Source organism: Bradyrhizobium sp. SZCCHNS3052, from assembly GCF_032484495.1.
GTDB lineage: Bacteria > Pseudomonadota > Alphaproteobacteria > Rhizobiales > Xanthobacteraceae > Bradyrhizobium.
In genome coordinates, this window is sequence record NZ_JAUETB010000013.1 from 122816 (window position 1) to 141487 (window position 18672).

Genomic DNA, 18672 nt, shown 5'->3' on the forward strand with positions numbered 1-18672 from the left:
AGTGCCTCGCGAGGCGAGAGACTAGCCGGCGACCTCCTTCAGCCGCGCGATCAGCTCGTCGACGGCCTTCTCGACCGGCACCTTCTCGCTGACCACGCGGTTCATCGCCTTGGCCCAGACGTTCTCATTGTTGAGGATCGTGAACTTGTAGTTCTTGGTGAAGTCGAACGGCGTCGTGCCGCCGGTGAACTGGGTGTACACGGCCTTGCGATGGCGGTCGGCCTGCCAGAACGGGCTCTTCTGGCCTGCGGTCGTCACCGGGAACCAGCGGCCCAGCGCGCCCTCGATGTAGGGGCCGAGGTTCTCCTCCTGCATCAGGAACTTGATGAATTCCTTGGCCTGCGCCTTGTGAGGAGCATTGGCGAAGATCAGTCCGGTCTTGACGTCGGAGCGGTACTTGATCGGCGTGCCGTCCGGCTTGTTGGGGAAGGACGCGGTGATGATGTCCTCCTCATAGGCCTTCTTGCCGGCCGCGCGCTGCTCGGGCGTCAGCGCCGGGTTGGTGGAGTCCTCGAACCACTTGGCCGCGATCGAGATCGTGAAATTGTGGGTCATCACGATCGTCTTGTTGTGGAACGCGACGTTGTTGTCCGGATCCTTCCAGGTCGTGGACGAGGGCGGCGTGCAGCCCTTGATGTAGGTGTCGGTATAATCCTTCATCGCCTTGACGAGGCCGTCGCGCACCTTGGGGTCGTCGACCAGCAGCTTGCCGTCGTCGTCGACCAGCTTGACGTTGTAGGCGTCCATGAAGGTGTAGAACGACTGGAACGAGTCGGTGGATTCCACGCCCATCGGCTGACCGACGCCATACATGCGCTGGCCGGTGGCCTTGCGGACCGCCGGCTGCACCTTGTCGCACCAGAACGTCCAGTAGTCTTCCCACTTGGTGGGGATGTCGCTCTGCTTGAAGCCGGCCTTGCTCAGCAGGTCGCCCCAGATCTGGACGTGCATGCTCTGCTGCTTCAGCGGGAAGCCGTAATAGGCCTTCTTCTTGGTGACGTTGTTGTAGAGGTAGGCGGTCTCGAGCGTGTTCGGAGCGAATGCCGACTTCATCGGCTCCAGGATGTCGGTGAGATCCTCGAGCTTGCCTTCGTAGGCCCACTTGCCCTGGGCCTGAACGTCGTAGGTGTCGGCGTAGGCCACGTCGGGCACGGTGCCCGAATCGAGCGCGGCGACCGTCTTCGGAATCATGTCCTGGATCGCGTATTGCGACAGCTCGACCTTGATGCCGGTCTTGGCCTCGAACTTCTTGACGACGTTGAGCAGCGCATCGTCCTCGGACTTGTAGAAGCCCTTGCTCCACCAGATCGTGATGGTGTCCTGAGCGATGGCTGGTGCTGCAGCGCAAAAAAGCCCGGCGGCTGCGACTGCGATCGAAAGCGCACCCATTCCCCTGGATTTCACGTGTCTCTCCCTGATCCGCCGATCTTGCTTGATCGGTTGCGGCCGGACACTAGCCCAGGGACCCGACGTGATCCAGAAGTAATATATCAGACATAGGTCGTGACGGCGGCCGCGTATCGGCACGCGAAGCAAGCCGCGTCGGTCAGTTCTGCTTGGTGGGAGGGTCGCCCGTCGGGGCGTCAGCCGGCGGCGCAGTGTCCGGCTGCGCCGGGCGCAATCCGCCGCCGGTGAATCGTTCCAACACCGAGCGCACCGCATCCCTCGTCTTGCGGTCCTTGACCGCATCGAGCAGAGGGGCGGCGGCCGGAGCGCGGCGGATCAGGCTTTCCGGATCGGGAAAGATCAGCGGATCTTCCCAGGGGCCCTGGACGACGAAAGGCAGTTCGAAACCGTTGCTGCCGTTGCCGGACGACAGCAGGCTCGCGACGCCCTTGAAATCGTATTCCCGTGTCGGCACCGAGGCCGTACCGGTCATCGTGATGCGCGCGGTCGGGCTCTCGACGCGGATGTCCTCCGCGGTCGCGATGCCCTCGGAGAACTTGACCGCGATCGTCAGCGAATCGTAAGGCGTCGAACCGGAGCGGAAATTGCCGCCGCGCGACAGCGGGCTGCGCTCGAGGCGCTTCAGGAGCTGCTCGACGTTGAAGCCGGAGATCGCGCCATCGCGGCCCTGCAGGTTGGCGCTGCCGTCGAGCGACTGGGCGAGCCCGAACGGGCTCGAGCCCGAAGCCGTCAGCGAGACGTTGAGATTGCCGCGTCCCGACAGCGACGACACGCCGAACATCTCGTTGGCGCAGGCCTGCAGATCGACATCGTTGAATTGCAGCTCAGCCTTCACGTCGGCCACGGTGTCGGCGCGGGCGATTCCGAACGAGCCGCGCACGACGCCGCCATACATCTGCGCCTCGCCGACCGAGAGGGCGAGCACGCCGTTGCGCAGGTTGGCGCCGAAGGCCGTACGTCCGATTTTCGAGGAGCCGACCGTGACCTTTGCGGCCGATAGCCGCATGTCGAGGTCAGTGGTGGACAAGGCCTTGAGGTCGAAGAGTTGCCGATTCCAGTCGCGGGCCCCATTGGCCAGCAGCCGGACCGTCGAGATGTAGGGGGTGAAGTCGAGCGCGTCGGCCGCCAGCGTCGCCTGCAGCGTCTGCCGGCCGTTATTGGCGTAGGTCATCACGCCTTCGGCGGTGTTGCCGTCGAGTTCGACGTTGACATTGGTGAGAGCGATCGAGGCGCCGACCACGTTGGCACGGGCGCGCAAGGCGAAGCGCCCGAAGCCGCCGCCGCCGAGCGGCGTCTGCCCCGTCCAGCGCAGCGCATCGCGGAGCGAAGGGCTATCCACCGTCAGCATGCCTTCCATCAGCGCGCTGGTGCGGTTCGCGACCGTGCCGTCGAAGGCGACTTTCAGCGGCGCGCTGGCGAGCCGCATCTTCAAGCCGGACCGGTCCCCCGACAGCGCAGCCAGGAAGTCGCTGACGCTGATGGAGCCCTCGATGCGCTGGCCGCGCCAATCGAACTGCCCGGTCGCCGCGAACGAGCGCGAGATCGACGGCCAGGCGAGCGACAGGTCGATATCGTCGAGCCGCTCGGAAGCGTGGTGGTCGGTGTCCTCGTAGACCAGGATGCCGTCCTGGATGCGGATCTCGGAGAACGACATCTGGCTGTCGGGCCCCGGACGCATCGTGCGCGCGATGGTCTCGATGAAGGGCGTCCAGTTGCTGTTGCCGTCGGCCTCGCGGGTGACGTTGATCTGCGGCCGCAGCATCATGACATCGGCGATTTCGAACCGCTGCAGCAGCAGCGGCAACAACTGCAGATTGGCGGTCAGCACGTCGACGCGCAGGGCCGGATCCTCGGTGCCGCTGCCCTTCAGGCCGACATCGTGGAACGAGACATAGCTGCCCGGAAACAAGGAGACGTCGATATGTCCCTTGACGACGAGCTCGAGGCCGGTCACCGCGCGGATCTGGCTCTCCACCGCCTGCCGCAGTGCCTCGCGATTGACCAGCCAGGAGCTCGCGAGCAGAGCCACGAACGCGATGCCCAGCAGCGCCGCGATCGGTGTGCCGAGGCGCCTCATTCCTTGGGCCATGGTCACGGACATGTCCTGGGATCGTCGGATCGCTGGTTACGCGGGATGGGCAGGGTGCGCCGAAAACCCCTGCCAACATCAACAACTTGATGCGCTTTCTTGACGCTTTCAAGGCCACGCCGCCGGTGTGGCCGGATTGCGGCGGAGCCCTGATATTCCGGACTCCGGATCGCCACGGAGGCGCAGGCTGGTGCGACAGCTAAAGCAGGATGTGCGCGTTGGGAAGGCATCATTGACGCATTGCGAAGATTTCGCCTAATAATCCGGTCGATATCCGCGCGGTCGCCGCTCTCCATCAGGTCATTCCCGTATGAACAAGGTCTATCCGGACGCCAAATCCGCCCTTGCCGGCCTCCTCAAGGACGGCATGACCATCATGTCGGGTGGGTTTGGTCTTTGTGGCATCGCAGAAACCCTGTCCGACGCCATTCGCGAGTCCGGGGTGAAGGACCTCACCGTCATCTCCAACAATGCCGGGGTGGACGGCATCGGCCTGAGCCGGCTGCTGGAGACGCGGCAGATCAAGAAGATGATCTCGTCCTATGTCGGCGAGAACAAGCTGTTTGCCCAGCAATATCTGGCCGGCGAGCTGGAGCTCGAATTCTGCCCGCAGGGCACCCTGGCCGAGCGCATCCGCGCCGGCGGCGCCGGCATCCCGGCCTTCTTCACCAAGACCGGCGTCGGCACGCTGGTCGCGGAGGGCAAGGAGGTGCGGGAGTTCGACGGCGAGAAATATCTGATGGAGCGCGGTCTGTTTGCCGATCTGGCGATCGTGCACGCCTGGAAGGGCGACACCGCCGGCAACCTCATCTACCGCAAGACCGCGCGCAACTTCAATCCGATGATGGCCACTGCGGCCAAGGTGACGGTCGCGGAGGTTGAGCATCTGCTGCCGGCCGGCCAGATCGATCCCGACCACATTCATACGCCGGGCATCTTCGTGAAGCGCATCATCCAGGTCGGAACTGCGCTCAAGCGCATCGAGCAGCGCACCGTGCGCAAACGTGAAGCCGCCGCCGCAGCCGGGGAGGAAGTCTGATGGCCTGGACGCGAGAGCAGATGGCGGCGCGCGCCGCCAAGGAGCTGCGGGACGGCTACTACGTCAATCTCGGCATCGGCATTCCGACGCTGGTCTCCAACTTCATTCCGCCGGGCGTCGACGTCGCGCTGCAGAGCGAGAACGGCATGCTCGGCATGGGTCCGTTCCCCTATGAGGGCGAGGAGGATCCCGACCTCATCAATGCCGGCAAGCAGACCGTTACCGAGCTGCCGATCACCAGCTATTTCTCGTCAGCCGAATCCTTCGCCATGGTCCGCGGCGGCCACATCGACCTGTCGATCCTCGGCGCCATGCAGGTCGCCCAGAACGGCGATCTCGCCAACTGGATGATCCCCGGCAAGATGGTGAAGGGCATGGGCGGCGCGATGGATCTCGTCGCCGGCGTCAAGCGCGTGGTCGTGGTCATGGAGCACAGCGCCAAGGACGGCCCGAAGCTGCTCAAGCAGTGCACCTTGCCGCTGACCGGCGAGCGCGTGGTGGACATGGTGGTGACCGATCTGGCGGTGTTCACGATCGACAAGCACGGCAATGACGGCATGGCCCTGATCGAGCTCGCCGACGGCGTGACGCTCGACGAGGTCAAGGCCAAGACCGAAGCCGAGTTCCGGGTCGCGCTGAAGAATGCCTGAGGGCGCGGCTACCAGCGCCGGCACAGTATCTCCGCGACCTTGACGGCGAGCCGGCATGCCGCTCGCCGCGGCGGGCTCGCAGCAGTGGACTGCGCGGTCTCCGCCAGCCCCTGAATGATGAGACACGGCACACTGCGGCTGAGGCAGATCAGCCCCATCGCATAGGCCATGTTATCCGTCGCAAGCGCGCCTGGAAACGCTGCCGAGATCTCGGCATTCGTGCCGTCGCCATCGCACGTCACCGTCATTCCTTCGAAGAACACGCCGATGTCATCCAGCATGCCATCCGCGGCCTCGTGCGCGAGGCGGCAAAGCTCGGGATCGGCCGGAATGATCATTCCGCTGTCATCGACCAAGGGCGGCTCGGCAATGCTGAGCGCGTCGCGCAGCTTGATCTGAATCCGGAATGGCGCGACCGAGGTGGCGATGACGAGATCACCGGGGCCGGCGCCGACGAATCGCGGGCCGCGGGCCGCGTGCGGAAGATTCGGGCCCAGTGCTTCGGCCCGTCCCGGCATGATCAGCCACTGCGCCCCATGCTCTTCGATCGCCACTGCGGCCGCGCTCGCCACCTCGGCCATCGATCGCCCGAGGCACACGACCGCATGGAAGCAGGAATGCCTGATGATGGCGCGCGCCGCGTTGCGCTGTTCAATCAGTGTGCCCGGGCCCATGGCCTGGACCAGGGCTTCGATATCCTCCGGCGTTTCGACCAGGAAACCGATCGTGTTGGCTTTGGCATGGAGAAATCGCAGCGCGTCGAGCATCGCGTTGATGCTGGCCTTCTCCCGACCATCGAGCTGCTGCCACAGCGCTTCCAGCACGTCCAGAGAGGCCTCGATGCCGGCGCCGATCACGCCCTGGCCGAGCGGCCGGCCGGGTGTCTCGCAGCGATAGAGCTCTTCGAAGGCCTGCAGGACGGTCCTGCGGTCCTTGACGGCGTAGGCTCCTTGCAGGATGCGCGCGAGAACCTGGGCGCGCTTGCCAAGTTCGAGCGGAACGGCGAGCCAGGCAAAATCAGCCAGCTCGGCCGCCTGCTCGCTGGCGGCGCGCTGGAATTCGCCGACGACCTGACCGTAGTGCCAGCTCAATTGCCACGGCGTCACCTGCCGTCCGCGATACCTGCCGCGCTCGATGCGTTCGAGCGATTGCGCCTGCAACTCGTTGCGCAGGTCGGGATCTATTCCCGATGCGCGGGAATCCAGCAGACGATAGGCGCGTGTTGCGATCGCCGGTCCGAACCATTCGTGCTCGGGGTCGCCGACCGAGAGACCGCTCGGCATGCGGATGTGGACGGTCCTGCGAAACTGGTCGAGCTCGCGTCTTGCGACCTGGGCCGCGGTCACCGAAACCTGCTGCACCTCGCACAAACCGTCGACCACACTGGCCCAGTCCCAGAAGTCGTCGCCATAGAACGGAATGCGATATTGGCGGCTCGCGACGATCCGTGCGCAAGCCTGTTCGATGGCGGGAGCCACGCGATCGAGAATATCCTTGCGCGCCAGCGCGCCGTCCGTGAGACATTGGTGCACGAGACGCGCCGCGCCCGCATTCACCACGTGCCAGTCCCTGGCGGCGAATTTAGGCGACGTCCGCAGATATTCGAGCGCGTCGATGAGGCAGCGTCCAGCCAGTGCGCGGGGCGAATCGTCGTCGAACCAGCTGGTGTTGCCAATTCCGTAACCATGCAGGTCGGACGTGAAGAAGACCGGCGGATGTCGAGAATTCACACTCGCCTCCTGGTCCGCTTATCGCGTCTCTCAACGAAAATTGTCTAACGTTTGTAGCTTGCATCTCGCAATCGAAAGTTGATTTTGCGTGACTGTCATTTGTGCCAGTGTCAGGGCACCGCCGATCCGGCACCGGCGTGGGTTGCTGTCGAGCGTGCTTAACGCTGAGCACGCCGCGTCAGGCGCGAATGGCGCCGAGGAGCCGGCTGAGACGCTGCGTCATGCTGCGGCTCCATGAGGGCTGTTCGCGGACCAGCCGGAAGCCGAGATTGGCAGGTGGCGTGCCGGAGGCGCAGCCGCCGGCGCGCGCGTCGCGGATGAAGTCGGTCACGTAGGCTCGATGCGCGCCTTCGGCCAGCCGCACGCCGCAATTGCTGACGGTCTTGGTGACGCGACCTGCACTATCCTGCATCTTGCGTGTGAAGCAGGTCGAGGTCCACTCCCAGACATTACCCGCGAGGTCGGCAATGCCGTGCTCGTTGATGCCGAAGCTGCCGAAGCCGCGCGTCTCGGAGTCCTCTTGCAGCGCGGCTTCCCGCTCGTAGCGGGCAATCCAGCGTCGGGAGGGATCGGCGTCGTCGATCGAGACGCCATCGTCCTTGAAGCGGCTGCCCGCTGCATAGGCCCACTCGGTATCGGTCGGCAGACGATAGCTGTGGCCGGTCCGGTGTGAGAGCCATTCGGCGTAGGCCACCGCGTCATGCCAACTCACCTGCACGGCCGGGCGATCGCTGGCGATGGGAACGTTGCGATCGAGCGCGCGGCACGCATGCGCTTCGACGCAGGCGTGGTAGTCCGCGGCACTGACCTGGTTCGTCATGATCGTCAGCGGATGATCAAAGCGGACCGTCGTGATGGGCGCTTCGGCCTGCCGCCCGCTGCGGAGATGGTCACCGGAGTCGCGGTAGCTGATCGTACCAGGTGCGATCTCGGTGAGGGCGGGGCCGTCGAAGTCCGCAACGCGGTTTGGCAGATCGGCAAGGATCGGTGCCATTGCGGTCGGGCCAGCCAATCCGACGACGCAGGCGATGGTGAGCTTGAGCTTGAAAGCGAGCAGCATGGCAGCACACTCAGGAGAGTGGGGGCCGGATACGCCGGCCCCCAGGGCCGATCAGTTCGTCGTGCCGGTCGGAATGTCCGCCGGGGCCTTGACCTGCGTCATCAGGTCGTCATTCCACTTGCCTTCGACCTTGAAATGGGCCGTCGCGCCGAGATTGGCCGCCTCGATCAGGTTGTGGGTGACGTAGGCGTAGATGCCGGGCTGCAGGAATTTGTAGAGCGCGGCGCCTGCCGAGCCGCCCCGGATGAACCAGGTCTCGAGCCCGGTCTCCGGCGCGTTGGAAAATTTGCCGGTCTCCCAGACATAGTCGCCGTGGCCGCCGATCAGATGCGGACGACTGTCGCGGTTCGCCTGCGAGTGCACGATCAGAACGTTCTCGCCGACATTGGCCGTGAGCGCATTCTTTCCGGTGAGCGCGCCGGCCTTGCCGTTGAACACCACATGGGTCGGCGTGAGCTTGCGCATGACCTCCTCGGTGTCGCTATAGGCTTCGCCGGGCGAGTCGTAGGACTTGAAGTTTCCCTTCTCGTCGCGCGGGACGTAGAGGTCCTGCTCGCCGATGTAGTAGACGCGATCGTAGCGCAGCGCGTGTCCGCGGCCGTCATTGAGACCGTCGCGCGGCAGCACCATCACGGCGCCGTTCATGCCGGAGACGACATGCCAGGGGATCATCGGTCCGCCGGGGGCGCAGTGATAGACGAACACGCCGGTCCGCGTCGCCTTCCAGCGTAGCACGACCTGTTCGCCCGGATTGACCAGGGTCAGCGCGCCGCCGCCCAGCGCTCCGGTCGCAGAGTGGAAGTCGATGTTATGCGGCATGCTGTTGGTCGCGGGATTGACCAGGGTCACCTCGACATAGTCGCCCTCATGGACCACCATCAGCGGGCCTGGCATCGAGCCGTTGAACGTCATGGCCTGGAAGGTGGTGCCCTTCTCGTCGATCACCATCTTCTTTTCCTGGACCACGAGCTTGAACTCCATGATCTTGGGCCCCTGCTTCGTCGCCTGCTCGTGCGCATGCACGAACGGCGGAGCCACCAGATCGACCTTCTGGCGCGGCAGCTTGAGGTCCTCGGCCATCGCGGGAGCCGCAAGCATCATCGCGGCGATGGCTGCACTGAACATGGCGGTGCGGCGGGTCAACATGGATCGCTCCTTCATTGGATCTGTTGTAGTGCCGCAATCATCATGCTCCCGTTGGAACTCGGCTTGTTTGTGCTGCAACAAGCAACTTCGCAATTGCGGAATCAGGCGGCAGATCTTGAGCGAATTTGGCGCGGCTGCGCCCGCGCAGCGCGCGAATGAGTTGCATCGGCGCGCAGTTTCGTGGGAGGCCGGACAGGGTGCGGAGCAAAGCGGGCCGGACTGTCCCGCGCGACGACGCGATAAGATGATGGGATCTGTCCGTCTGCCCATACGGCACGAGAATCGCGGGCGCTATGATGCGCGCTTCAGAGCGCAGCTCTGGACCGATCGACGATGGGCTCCCGAACTCGTCAGCTCAGCCAGCGCACCGCCAGCAACACGACGAAGGCCACTGCCGCCGCGATGCAAAACACCGTGGTCATGAACATGGCGATGTTGCCGAGCAGGCCTGTCGGCCCCGACTCGTCGCGGAACGATTCGAAGCCGTCGGACTGGGGGATATGGCCGCGGATGCCGGCGAGGAGAGCAAATGAACGGATCAGCAGTTGCACAGCTTCCATTGCGATTTCCTCGAATCGTCGATGATTCGATGATGACGGGAAATAAGCCGGCCACTTTGAGGAAGCGCAAAGTCCGCGGTGATCACCGGCGTTCTACTGCTCCAACAGGGTATCTGCCGGCCGCGCCTTGAGAAAGCTCAAGGTCGTCCCTCTTGCCTTGTGTCAAGAACCTCCGAACCCCAGGTCGACACGCTCAGGTGACAGGCAGGACATGAGACCAGATCTTGCAGCATGCTACGGACAGGAGCGCCTCCCGCGCTACACCAGCTATCCCACGGCGCCTCATTTCTCCAACGCGGTCGGCCCGTCCACCTACGCAGAATGGCTGCGCGCGATACCAGCAAGCGCGACGGCATCGTTGTACCTGCACGTGCCCTTCTGTCGCTCGATGTGCTGGTATTGCGGCTGCAACACCATGGTTGCCAAACGCGACGAGCCGATTGCGGTCTACGAATCGGCACTACGTTGCGAGGTCGACATGGTGGCGCGCCAGATCGGCCGGCGGCTGCAGGTCGGGCACATCCATTTCGGCGGCGGCACGCCGACCATCATGGCGCCGGAGCCCTTCGTCGATCTCGTCGGATCTCTGCGCCATTCCTTTTTCGTGTTGCCATCGGCGGAGATCGCCATCGAGATTGATCCGCGCACGCTGACGGCGGAGATGATCGCGGCGCTGGGGGTGAGCGGGGTCAATCGCGCCAGTCTGGGCGTGCAGAGTTTCGATCCGCGGGTGCAGCAGGCGATCAACCGGGTGCAGAGCTTCGAGCAGACTGCGGCGGCCACGAACGGGTTGCGTCAGGCCGGCGTTGCCGGCATCAACTTCGACCTGATCTACGGACTGCCGCATCAGAACGTCGAGTCGTGTCTCGACACCGTCCGGCGCGCCATCGACCTGCGCCCCGACCGGCTCTCCGTGTTCGGCTACGCTCATGTGCCATCGTTCAAGACGCACCAGCGCAAGATTCAGGACTCGGCGTTGCCGGACAGTCTGGAACGCTACGATCAGTCCTGCGCGATTGCTGACGCGCTGAAGGACGCAGGCTACGTCCAGATCGGGCTCGATCATTTCGCCTTGCCCACGGACCCGATGACCATCGCGTTCCGCGAAGGCCGGCTGCATCGTAATTTCCAGGGCTACACGACCGATGCCAATGATCTGCTGCTCGGCTTCGGCGCCTCGGCGATCGGACAGCTGCCGCAGGGCTATGTCCAGAACGCGCCGCAGGTCCGGGCCTATGAGCAGAAGATCGCGTCCGGCAGCCTCGCGACCGTGAAAGGCTATGGACTGACCGATGACGACCGCCTGCGGGCGGACATCATCGAGCGCATCATGTGCGACTACGGCGTGGATCTCGACGTCATCTGCACTCGCCATGGCACGGACACCGACGACATGCTGAGATCGGCGCCGCGGCTGCAATCGCTGATCTCCGACGGTGTGGTCGAGCTCAACGGCGGTGCGCTCGCGGTGACCGAGCATTCCCGGTTCCTGGTGCGCAGCGTCGCTGCGGCGTTCGATGCGCATCTCGACGCGTCGAAGCAGCTGCACAGCCGGGCGGTCTGACTGTCGAGGTGCCGCGGTGCTTGTGCCGCGACAAAGACCGCAAAGGGCATGCCCGCTACCGTTCGCGCTGGAATGGAGGCGCGCATGCCAATCTCCTTCGATGAACTGGTCGACGATGTCATGCGGCGAAGGCCGGAGACGATCGGCGTCTTTCTTGCTTTCCAGATGCGTTGCGTCGGTTGCCCGATCGCCTGTTTTCACAACGTCGCGGATGCCTGCCACGAGCATGCCGTCGATCCCGACGCCTTCCTCGCGGCCCTGTGTGCCTGCACGTGATCAGGTGCGGGATGCGGCCGCGTCGCCGGCGCCCTGCTGCGCCAGCAGCACGATCTTGTGCGGCTCGCGCAGGACGATCTTCTGACGGCCGCTTTCGACCAGGCCGAGCTGCTCCCAGCCGGAGAGGATGCGGCTCACCGTGTGCAGCGTCGTCCCGGTCATCTGCGCAATGTCCTGCCGGCTGATCGGGAAATCGATCTGCACGCCATGATCGAGCTTGCGGCCGGCCTGGTTGGCGAGCCGAAGCAGCGCATGCGCGATGCGCTGCTCCACCTGCTGCGTCGACATTTCGATCACGCGCGCGTGGGTTTCCTGCAGCCGCTGGCCGACCGTCTGCAGCGTGTTCGCCGCCAGCGATGGGAACTTCGCGACCAGCCGCGGCCATGAGGCGGACGGCCAGGCCAGCACGATGCTGTCATCGACGGCGGTCGCTGTCGCCGGATAATGTTGGAGTCCGATGGCGGGGGCGACGCCGAACGTGTCCCCTGGCACGACATAGCGCACCACGATCTGGTCGCCGGTCGGTGTCGTCTTGCTGGCGCGGACATGACCGTGGAGCAGCAGGAAGAACGAGGTCGCATCGGCGCCCTGCTCGAACACCGCGCCGTTGCGGGGCACGCGAAGGGAGCGGGCTTCCCGCAGCACGTCCGTGAGATCCTCAGCGGACAGCCCTGCAAACAGCGGCAGATGCGCGACCAGCGAACGGTCGATGGAAGCCATGGTGTTCTCCGGGGCCGGATTCGGCTCAATTTTGCGGCGCTCAATAGCACGTTTTTGCGATCCGTCGGAAGTTTGTGCTGGCGCAAGCCATGGTGGGCGACCCGCAACTACATGTTAAGCACAGCGCCGCGATCGGTGCGGTTCCCGTCCTTCATCGAGCGAGCATGCACATGGCCATTCCACGCAACTATCAGGGCTGGACCGTCCTCGCCAACGGGTTCAGGCCGTTCTTCCTGCTCGGCGCGCTCCAGGCTGCGCTGGCGATCCTGATCTGGCTCCCGGCCTTTTACGGTGAGCTGAAGCTGAGCTCGGGCTTTGCCCCCCGAGACTGGCACGTGCACGAGATGCTCTACGGCTACCTGCCGGCCATCGTCACCGGCTTCCTGTTCACGGCGATCCCGAACTGGACCGGACGGCTGCCGATCCGGGGCCTGCCGCTGCTCACCCTGGTGCTCGTATGGACAGCCGGACGACTGGCCGTCACGGTGTCTGCGCTGGGTCCCTGGTGGGCCGCGCTGCTGATCGATGCGAGCTTCCTCGTGCTCGTCGTCCTGGCCGCGGCGCGCGAGATCGTCGCCGGGCGCAATTGGCGCAATCTGCCGGTGGTCGCGATCGTCACGGTGCTGTGCGTCGGCAACATCGCCTTCCACGTCGAGGCCCATCTGCGTGGCTCGGCCGATTACGCGATCCGCGTCGGCGTTGCCGTGATCGTGCTGCTGCTCGCGCTGATCGGCGGCCGCATCACGCCGAGCTTCACGCGCAACTGGCTGGTCAAGCACAATCCCGGCCGGCTGCCGGCGCCGTTCGGCCGCTTCGACATCGCGGTCGTGCTGTTCAGCGCGCTGAGCCTGCTCGGCTGGATCCTGGTTCCTGAGAGCGCGCTGACCGCGCTCGCGCTGGCTGCGGCCGGCATGTTGCATGTGGTGAGGCTCGCGCGCTGGGCCGGCGATCGCACCTTGCGCGAACGGCTGCTGGTCATCCTGCATGTCGGTTACATGTTCGTCCCGCTCGGCTTCCTGCTCACGGCGGCCGCCAGCCTCGGATGGATTCTGCCAAGCGCCGGGCTGCATGCCTGGATGGTCGGAGCCGCAGGCATCACGACGCTTGCCGTGATGACGCGGGCCACGCTCGGCCACACCGGCCAGGCGCTGACGGCCGCACCCGCGACCCAGGCGATCTATCTGGCGATCATCGTCGCAGCGGTGACGCGGGTCTGCGCCGCAGTGGCGCCGGCGCACGGCGAGGTGCTGCTGCACGTCGCGGCGTTGGCCTGGATCGTCGCATTCGCCGGCTTCGTCCTGGTGTTCGGTCCGCTTCTGCTCGGTCTCAAGCGTCGGTCACTGGCCGTGCGGCGGGCGGGATCGGCTCAGCCGGTGCTCTGATTGCGCGCCACGGCGCGGGGAAACACCACCTCGATCAACGTGCCGGATTTCGGCGCTGCCTTGATATGAAACTGCGCCCGGTTGGCTTCGACCAGCGCCTTGGTGAGCGACAGGCTGAGACCGGCGCCATCGGGGCCTTGCTCGGAAGCCGAGGGCGCACGGAACGGTTCGAGCGCGGCGGCCACCTCCTGATCGTTCAGGCCATGACCGGTGTCGCGCACGCGCAGGGCGACCTCGCCGAAATCGGTCAGCGCGGTCGAGACGATGACCTGGCCGCCGGGATTTGCCAGCGAGATCGAGGCCGAGATCAGGTTCATCGCGATCTGGCGCAGCGCCCTTGTGTCGGCGATGACCGGCGGCAGCAGTTGCGACAGCGAGGTGCGGATGATGATGCGGGCGCGGTTGGCCTGCGGCTGCATCACTGCGACACAGCTCTCCACCAGCTCGTTGAGGTTCTGGCTGGTGAAGGTGAGCTCGAGCTTGCCGGTCTCGATGCGCGACAGCTCCAAGAGATCGTCGATCAGGGAGACGACGCGCTCGCCCGAGGCGCGGATGTCCTTCATGTATTCGGCGTAGCGCGTGTTGCCGATCGTGCCGAAACGTTCGCCGATCATGACCTCGGCAAAGCCGATGATCGCGTTCAGCGGCGCGCGCACCTCGTGGCTGATCCGGGCCAGCATGTCGGCCTTGGCGTTGGCGGCCCGATCGGCCACGCGACGAGCCTGCAGCAATTCGCTGTCGCCGCGATGCAGTTGCGACAGGTCGCGGAAAACGGCAAAGAAATTCGGACCGTCGGGCCGGGTCCGGCCAATTGCCATCGACAACGGAATGACGCCGCCCTGAGCGACCTTCCCGAGCACCTCGCGGCCCTGATCGAGCCCGCTCGACGCGCCGGCCTGCTGCACGCTGTCGAGGTCATCGAGCACGAGGCGGGCGCTTTCCGGCGCGAACAGCTCGATCAGGTTACGGCGCACCAGCGCCGCGCCATCGTAGCCGAACAGCGCCTCGGCGCTGCGGTTGCAGGCGTGGATGTTGCCGCCGGCGTCGAACATCAGGATGCCCTCGGCTGTGACGTCGAGGATCGCCGCAAGATCTTCGGCTTCGGCGTGGCCGGCGGCCGGAGGCGGGGCCACGACCAGGGGGGCCGGTGCAGCCGAGGCCGGCGCCGACATCGGTGCGGCGTCGGCCGCCGTCGGAACCGCGGCTGCGGTTCCGGGCACCGGGGCGAAGATCAGGGCATGGGCGGTATCGCCGTCCCAGGTGATCGTGAACAGGCGAGCTTCCGCCTTCACCTCCTCGCTGGAGGAGCCGTCGGCGGCCGAGATCGTGACGGGGGTGCCGGCCTCCGACTTGTTCGACGCGGACGACACGCCTGGCTCGACATAGAGCGCATCGAGCCCGCCTGCCTGCTCCAGGGCCGCAAGATCGGCGTAGCCCATCTGCCTGAAGAAGGCCGGATTGCCATAGAGCAGACGATCGAGCCGGTAGATCAGCATGCCCGTCGGCAGCAGGTCGAGCAGGATGCGGTCGCGCTGGCTGTCGCCCTGGGCCGGCGGCTCCTCGGGGCTGAGCCATTCGGTCTGCAGCTCCGCGCCATGATCGGTCGCCGTTTCCGTCGCCGACGGAATCTGCTGCTGCGGCGGGACCAACGGATCGCTCACGCGCGATCCCGGCTCGAGTGCCGCACTCGCGACGCCCGCGGCTGAGTTGCGGATCTCGCCTTCGAGCCGGGCCGACAGCTGACGCGCGAGTTCATGGAACGCACTGTTCTCCACCGGCGTGAGCACCGGATGCTTGGACTCGCCCGGAGCGCGGAACGGGACCACGTTCCCGGTCGTTTCGAGCCCGATGCCGTCGATGTGGTGTACGTCCGGCGCAATGGAAGCCTCACGCGATGACGCAGTGACGTTGTCCTGCTGCGGCGGCACATCTGCGGCCTGCACATGGTCGGATTGAGCAGGTTCGGTTTCGTCGGCGTCCGGAGCATCGATCGCGGCTGCATCGGTCGATGCGGGGCGACGCAGTGCGGCCAGCCGGTCCAGGGCGTCGAGGTCGCGACAGACGCCGAAGCCGCGATAGCCGGCATGGGTCCGTTCGTCCGTCAGGACAGGCAGTCCCGACAATTCGACCGCAAGCCGCTCGCCCTCGGCGGGCCAGCTGACGACGAGCCCGCTCCAGGTCTCTTTCGTTTCGATCGCGGCACCGACCCGCCCTTCGGGATCGAGGCCTAGCGATGCAGTGAGCTCATGCCAGGGACGGCCGAGCTTGGCGGCGCTGTGCCGCCCGATCAGGCGGGTGAATTCATCGGAGCCGATCGAGAACCGTCCCTCGGCATCCATCTGCCAGGAAAATCGGAGCGGATGGCGGCGGCCGACTGAAGGGTCCGCCGCGCCGGAATCGGCAGGATGCGCGTGATCTTCCGTTTGCGGCGCCGACGCCTTGAACAGGTCGGCCTCGGCCGGATCGTCGATCAGCAGGAACTCGGCCGGCGCTTCGTTCGACAGCGCGGGGGATTCGTCGTCGGTTTGGCGTTCAGTCATTGCATCCATCGGAAGAGGAGGCGAAGTCGCGACCGCGGGCCCAGCGGCAACGTCCACGGGGGCTGGTGATGCCGGGGCGGCATCTGCGGTTGGCTCAGGTATTGGCGCCGTGCCCGGCGCCTCGATCTCCTCGGCAGGGGCCGGCATCGGGACGGCCACCAGCCCAACCTGGTTGCCGCTGCCGATGCGGTAGAGCGCTGCGCGCTCCGTGCCGAACGTCACCTCGGCCATGCCATCGGCCAGCGCCGCCCTGCGTATCCCGACGAAATCCGGCTCGCTCAGGTCGCGCATGCCAAACAGGCGCCGTCCGGCTGAACTGATGCCGGCGAACTGACCGTCCTGGGTGAATGCGATCAGCGCATGCTCACTCGTCTCCACGAGCCGCTTCAGGCGATCCGCCAGGGGGAAGCTACGTCCACCCCCGTCGGCGCCGGTGATCAGCACCGCGCGCGTGCCATCCGGCAGATCGATCCGAGCGCAGCCGCAGGTCGCGAGCGTGCCGAGCGGCGCGCCGAAACCACGGAGGCGTTCGAGCCGCAAGGCGCCGGTCTCGGGCAGCCGCCGTCCCAATTGAGCGACCTGGCGACGATGCGCGTCGGCAGGGCCGAGCGTCTTAGCAATCAGCGCCGCTGCGCTCGCCGCGCCGAGGGCGCGCGCACCGGCCGCATTGGCCCACAGCACACGGCTGCCATCGGCCGACCATAGCCAGGCCGGCAGACTGCCGGCGGCGTGGACGGCCAGCCGGGGGTCGCTGAGGGCCTGCAATTCGAGATCGGCGTAGGTCATGGGCGACGACGGCAAACGGCTCTTGTGATGTTGATCGGCCGACGGATCGGCGGTCGGAACTGGTCGCGTTAAGAATTCGTTACTATCGCGCGTTTTGAGGGCCGAGGTCCACGGCGGGGCCGCGCTCCTGTCCTGCTAAAGCTTGGATAACCTTAATGTGTTCCTCGTGAGCCGCAGCGCGCGGAATCGCGGCGCCCCCCTGTTGGGGACCACGATGATACCTGGGCAGGTCGAGAGCTGCGCGGGCAACGGGACGGTCACCGCGAGGACGAGGCGCTAAGGGCGCAGCCAATCGTGACGTCAGAAGGAGGGAACCATGACCGACGACGGGCGACGATTCGAGATTCCGAAAGACATGCGGGCGATGGCGGAGGCAGGCTTCAACCAGGCACGTCAGACGTTCGAGAAGTTCCTGGCTGGAGCGGAGGCGACGGCCGGCTCGCTCGAACACCGCAGCACGACGGTGCGGGCCGGGGCCAAGGACATCGGCGCCAAGGTCTTGTCCTACGCTGAAAAGAACGTCGAGTCGTCGCTCGACTACGCCCAATCGCTGGTGCACGCCAAGGACCTGCCCGAGGTACTGCGGCTGCACGGCGAATTTGTTCAGGGCCAGATGCGGTCGCTCGCCGAGCAGGCAAGCGAAATGGGGCAGGCCATCGGCAAGGTTGCGATCGACGCCACAAAGCCTAAGGCCTGACCGAACGTTCTCCGCTCCCGAAAAATCTGGAAGCGGGTGCGGCAAACAGTTCCTGATAGTGGAATTTCCGTTGCGTTGCACAAAAGCGCCACGATATAGCTCTACGCGAGGTTGTTACCTCCCAGGGGCGGTTCCTCTGCGTGATCCGAAGTGACGTCCCGATTGCCGGGACGGTCCAGTCTCAATGTTTCGAAGGATGCATGCCATGACCAATGCCACCGATCCTTTCTCCGCGTCCATCATCCCGTTCGAGGTTCCCGAACAGATGCGCGCGTTCGCCGAAAAAGGCGTGTCCCAGGCCCGCGAGAACTACGCCAAGTTCAAGGACGCAGCGGAAACCCACAATTCGGCCATCGAGGCCTTCTTCGCCAACGCCAGCAAGGGCGCCGGCGCCTACTCGTCCAAGGTCATGGAATTCACGAAGGCCAATACCACGGCTTCGCTCGACTTCGCCCAGGAGCTGTTCGGCGTGAAGTCGCCGTCGGAGGCGATGGAGCTGTGGACGGGCTTCGCGCGCAAGCAGTTCGAGACCTTCACAGCCCAGGCCAAGGAGCTCGGCGAGCTCGGCCAGAAGGTTGCGGCCGAGACGGTTGAGCCGATCAAGGAAAGCGCCACCAAGCTGTTCAAGACGGCGGCCTGAGGGCCAGCCTCAAGTCTCGCCGGGTGCGCGGTACGGGCCGTGTGCCGGCATGGACGGCGGGAGACCATGACCCGGGCGCGTTCGCGGCCGGGTTTGCTTTCTGGGGCTCGCCGTTTGCACGGGGGCTCGTTCGGGCCGAAGCGGCGTCAAAAAACGCCGTCACGGCAGGGGACTTTATCCGTTCTCGGCCTTGCCAAATTCGCCCGTTGCACCTAGTTTCCGGCCCGTTCGGACGCCCCCTCGTGGGCCGTCCCATGCGGATGCAGTTGTAGCTCAGTTGGTTAGAGCGCCTGTCTGTGGAACAGGAGGTCGGTGGTTCGAGCCCACCCAACTGTACCATGGCCACGCCCATCGCTGTGCCGTTCGCAAGCTCACCTCCATCCGTG

The 18672-nt window shown here is 65.5% G+C and carries 15 protein-coding genes and 1 tRNA gene; 8 read left to right on the plus strand and 8 right to left on the minus strand.

The window, feature by feature from the left end; all coding sequences use genetic code 11:
• Positions 1 to 21: 21 nt before the first annotated feature.
• Entirely contained in the window at positions 22 to 1404 is a 1383-nt protein-coding gene (locus tag QX073_RS29180; RefSeq protein WP_315717541.1) for an ABC transporter substrate-binding protein, read from the minus strand.
• Between the two features lie 142 nt (positions 1405 to 1546).
• Positions 1547 to 3496 (minus strand): AsmA family protein, encoded by a 1950-nt coding sequence (locus QX073_RS29185; RefSeq protein WP_316226791.1) that lies wholly within the window; start codon positions 3494 to 3496, stop codon positions 1547 to 1549.
• Positions 3497 to 3806: 310 nt separating this feature from the next.
• On the opposite strand from QX073_RS29185, the gene QX073_RS29190 reads away from it, so the two are divergent.
• Both QX073_RS29190 and QX073_RS29195 read left to right on the plus strand, forming a co-directional pair.
• Positions 3807 to 4535: a CoA transferase subunit A gene (locus QX073_RS29190; RefSeq protein WP_316226776.1), complete on the plus strand. Its 729-nt coding sequence runs from the start codon at positions 3807 to 3809 to the stop codon at positions 4533 to 4535.
• Entirely contained in the window at positions 4535 to 5185 is a 651-nt protein-coding gene (locus tag QX073_RS29195) for a 3-oxoacid CoA-transferase subunit B (protein ID WP_315717539.1), read from the plus strand. Before QX073_RS29190 ends, QX073_RS29195 begins: the two co-directional genes overlap by 1 nt.
• 8 nt (positions 5186 to 5193) lie before the next feature.
• Here QX073_RS29195 and QX073_RS29200 read toward each other — a convergent pair whose 3' ends face one another.
• The 4 genes from QX073_RS29200 to QX073_RS29215 all read right to left on the minus strand — a co-directional run bounded on the left by QX073_RS29200 (position 5194) and on the right by QX073_RS29215 (position 9681).
• A complete protein-coding gene (locus QX073_RS29200) occupies positions 5194 to 6915 on the minus strand; it encodes a hypothetical protein (protein ID WP_316226777.1) in 1722 nt (573 codons plus the stop codon).
• A 178-nt stretch (positions 6916 to 7093) separates the two neighbouring features.
• Positions 7094 to 7975: a formylglycine-generating enzyme family protein gene (locus tag QX073_RS29205; protein WP_315754989.1), complete on the minus strand. Its 882-nt coding sequence runs from the start codon at positions 7973 to 7975 to the stop codon at positions 7094 to 7096.
• A 51-nt stretch (positions 7976 to 8026) separates the two neighbouring features.
• Positions 8027 to 9121: a copper-containing nitrite reductase gene (nirK, locus tag QX073_RS29210; protein WP_315754991.1), complete on the minus strand. Its 1095-nt coding sequence runs from the start codon at positions 9119 to 9121 to the stop codon at positions 8027 to 8029.
• Between the two features lie 350 nt (positions 9122 to 9471).
• Complete coding sequence (locus tag QX073_RS29215; protein WP_315754993.1) at positions 9472 to 9681, minus strand: hypothetical protein; 210 nt, start codon at positions 9679 to 9681, stop codon at positions 9472 to 9474.
• A 211-nt stretch (positions 9682 to 9892) separates the two neighbouring features.
• On the opposite strand from QX073_RS29215, the gene hemN reads away from it, so the two are divergent.
• The gene (hemN, locus tag QX073_RS29220) at positions 9893 to 11245 is read left to right on the plus strand and encodes an oxygen-independent coproporphyrinogen III oxidase (protein WP_316226778.1); all 1353 of its coding nucleotides are present in this window, start codon (positions 9893 to 9895) and stop codon (positions 11243 to 11245) included.
• A 72-nt stretch (positions 11246 to 11317) separates the two neighbouring features.
• Positions 11318 to 11521, plus strand: a complete 204-nt coding sequence (locus tag QX073_RS29225; RefSeq protein ID WP_410052398.1) for a DUF1858 domain-containing protein — start codon at positions 11318 to 11320, stop codon at positions 11519 to 11521.
• On the opposite strand, the gene QX073_RS29230 is transcribed toward QX073_RS29225, so the two are convergent.
• Positions 11522 to 12241 (minus strand): Crp/Fnr family transcriptional regulator, encoded by a 720-nt coding sequence (locus QX073_RS29230; protein WP_315754997.1) that lies wholly within the window; start codon positions 12239 to 12241, stop codon positions 11522 to 11524. It lies immediately after the preceding gene.
• Between the two features lie 170 nt (positions 12242 to 12411).
• Here QX073_RS29230 and QX073_RS29235 point away from each other — a divergent pair, with 170 nt between their 5' ends.
• Positions 12412 to 13623 (plus strand): NnrS family protein, encoded by a 1212-nt coding sequence (locus tag QX073_RS29235; RefSeq protein ID WP_316226779.1) that lies wholly within the window; start codon positions 12412 to 12414, stop codon positions 13621 to 13623.
• Here QX073_RS29235 and QX073_RS29240 read toward each other — a convergent pair.
• Positions 13608 to 16949: a PAS domain-containing sensor histidine kinase gene (locus QX073_RS29240; RefSeq protein WP_316226780.1), complete on the minus strand. Its 3342-nt coding sequence runs from the start codon at positions 16947 to 16949 to the stop codon at positions 13608 to 13610. The genes QX073_RS29235 and QX073_RS29240 overlap by 16 nt on opposite strands.
• Positions 16950 to 17265: 316 nt before the next feature.
• Here QX073_RS29240 and QX073_RS29245 point away from each other — a divergent pair, with 316 nt between their 5' ends.
• The 3 genes from QX073_RS29245 (at position 17266) to QX073_RS29255 (ending at position 18625) form a co-directional block, all read left to right on the plus strand.
• Positions 17266 to 17646, plus strand: coding sequence for a phasin (locus tag QX073_RS29245; RefSeq protein WP_316226781.1), 381 nt, complete (start codon positions 17266 to 17268; stop codon positions 17644 to 17646).
• Positions 17647 to 17851: 205 nt separating this feature from the next.
• Entirely contained in the window at positions 17852 to 18286 is a 435-nt protein-coding gene (locus QX073_RS29250) for a phasin (protein WP_315755004.1), read from the plus strand.
• A gap of 262 nt (positions 18287 to 18548) precedes the next feature.
• A tRNA-His gene (locus tag QX073_RS29255) sits at positions 18549 to 18625 on the plus strand.
• Positions 18626 to 18672 lie beyond the last annotated feature (47 nt).

Bases quoted from the DNA above. Each gene is read 5' to 3' on its own strand.
- QX073_RS29185 (WP_316226791.1), bottom strand. From the start codon at position 3,496: ATGGCCCAAGGAATGAGGCGCCTCGGCACACCGATCGCGGCGCTGCTG.
- QX073_RS29190 (WP_316226776.1), top strand. From the start codon at position 3,807: ATGAACAAGGTCTATCCGGACGCCAAATCCGCCCTTGCCGGCCTCCTC.
- QX073_RS29195 (WP_315717539.1), top strand. From the start codon at position 4,535: ATGGCCTGGACGCGAGAGCAGATGGCGGCGCGCGCCGCCAAGGAGCTG.
- QX073_RS29205 (WP_315754989.1), bottom strand. From the start codon at position 7,975: ATGCTGCTCGCTTTCAAGCTCAAGCTCACCATCGCCTGCGTCGTCGGA.
- nirK (WP_315754991.1), bottom strand. From the start codon at position 9,121: ATGTTGACCCGCCGCACCGCCATGTTCAGTGCAGCCATCGCCGCGATG.
- QX073_RS29215 (WP_315754993.1), bottom strand. From the start codon at position 9,681: ATGGAAGCTGTGCAACTGCTGATCCGTTCATTTGCTCTCCTCGCCGGC.
- hemN (WP_316226778.1), top strand. From the start codon at position 9,893: ATGAGACCAGATCTTGCAGCATGCTACGGACAGGAGCGCCTCCCGCGC.
- QX073_RS29225 (WP_410052398.1), top strand. From the start codon at position 11,318: ATGGAGGCGCGCATGCCAATCTCCTTCGATGAACTGGTCGACGATGTC.
- QX073_RS29230 (WP_315754997.1), bottom strand. From the start codon at position 12,241: ATGGCTTCCATCGACCGTTCGCTGGTCGCGCATCTGCCGCTGTTTGCA.
- QX073_RS29235 (WP_316226779.1), top strand. From the start codon at position 12,412: ATGGCCATTCCACGCAACTATCAGGGCTGGACCGTCCTCGCCAACGGG.
- QX073_RS29240 (WP_316226780.1), bottom strand. From the start codon at position 16,949: ATGACCTACGCCGATCTCGAATTGCAGGCCCTCAGCGACCCCCGGCTG.
- QX073_RS29245 (WP_316226781.1), top strand. From the start codon at position 17,266: ATGACCGACGACGGGCGACGATTCGAGATTCCGAAAGACATGCGGGCG.
- QX073_RS29250 (WP_315755004.1), top strand. From the start codon at position 17,852: ATGACCAATGCCACCGATCCTTTCTCCGCGTCCATCATCCCGTTCGAG.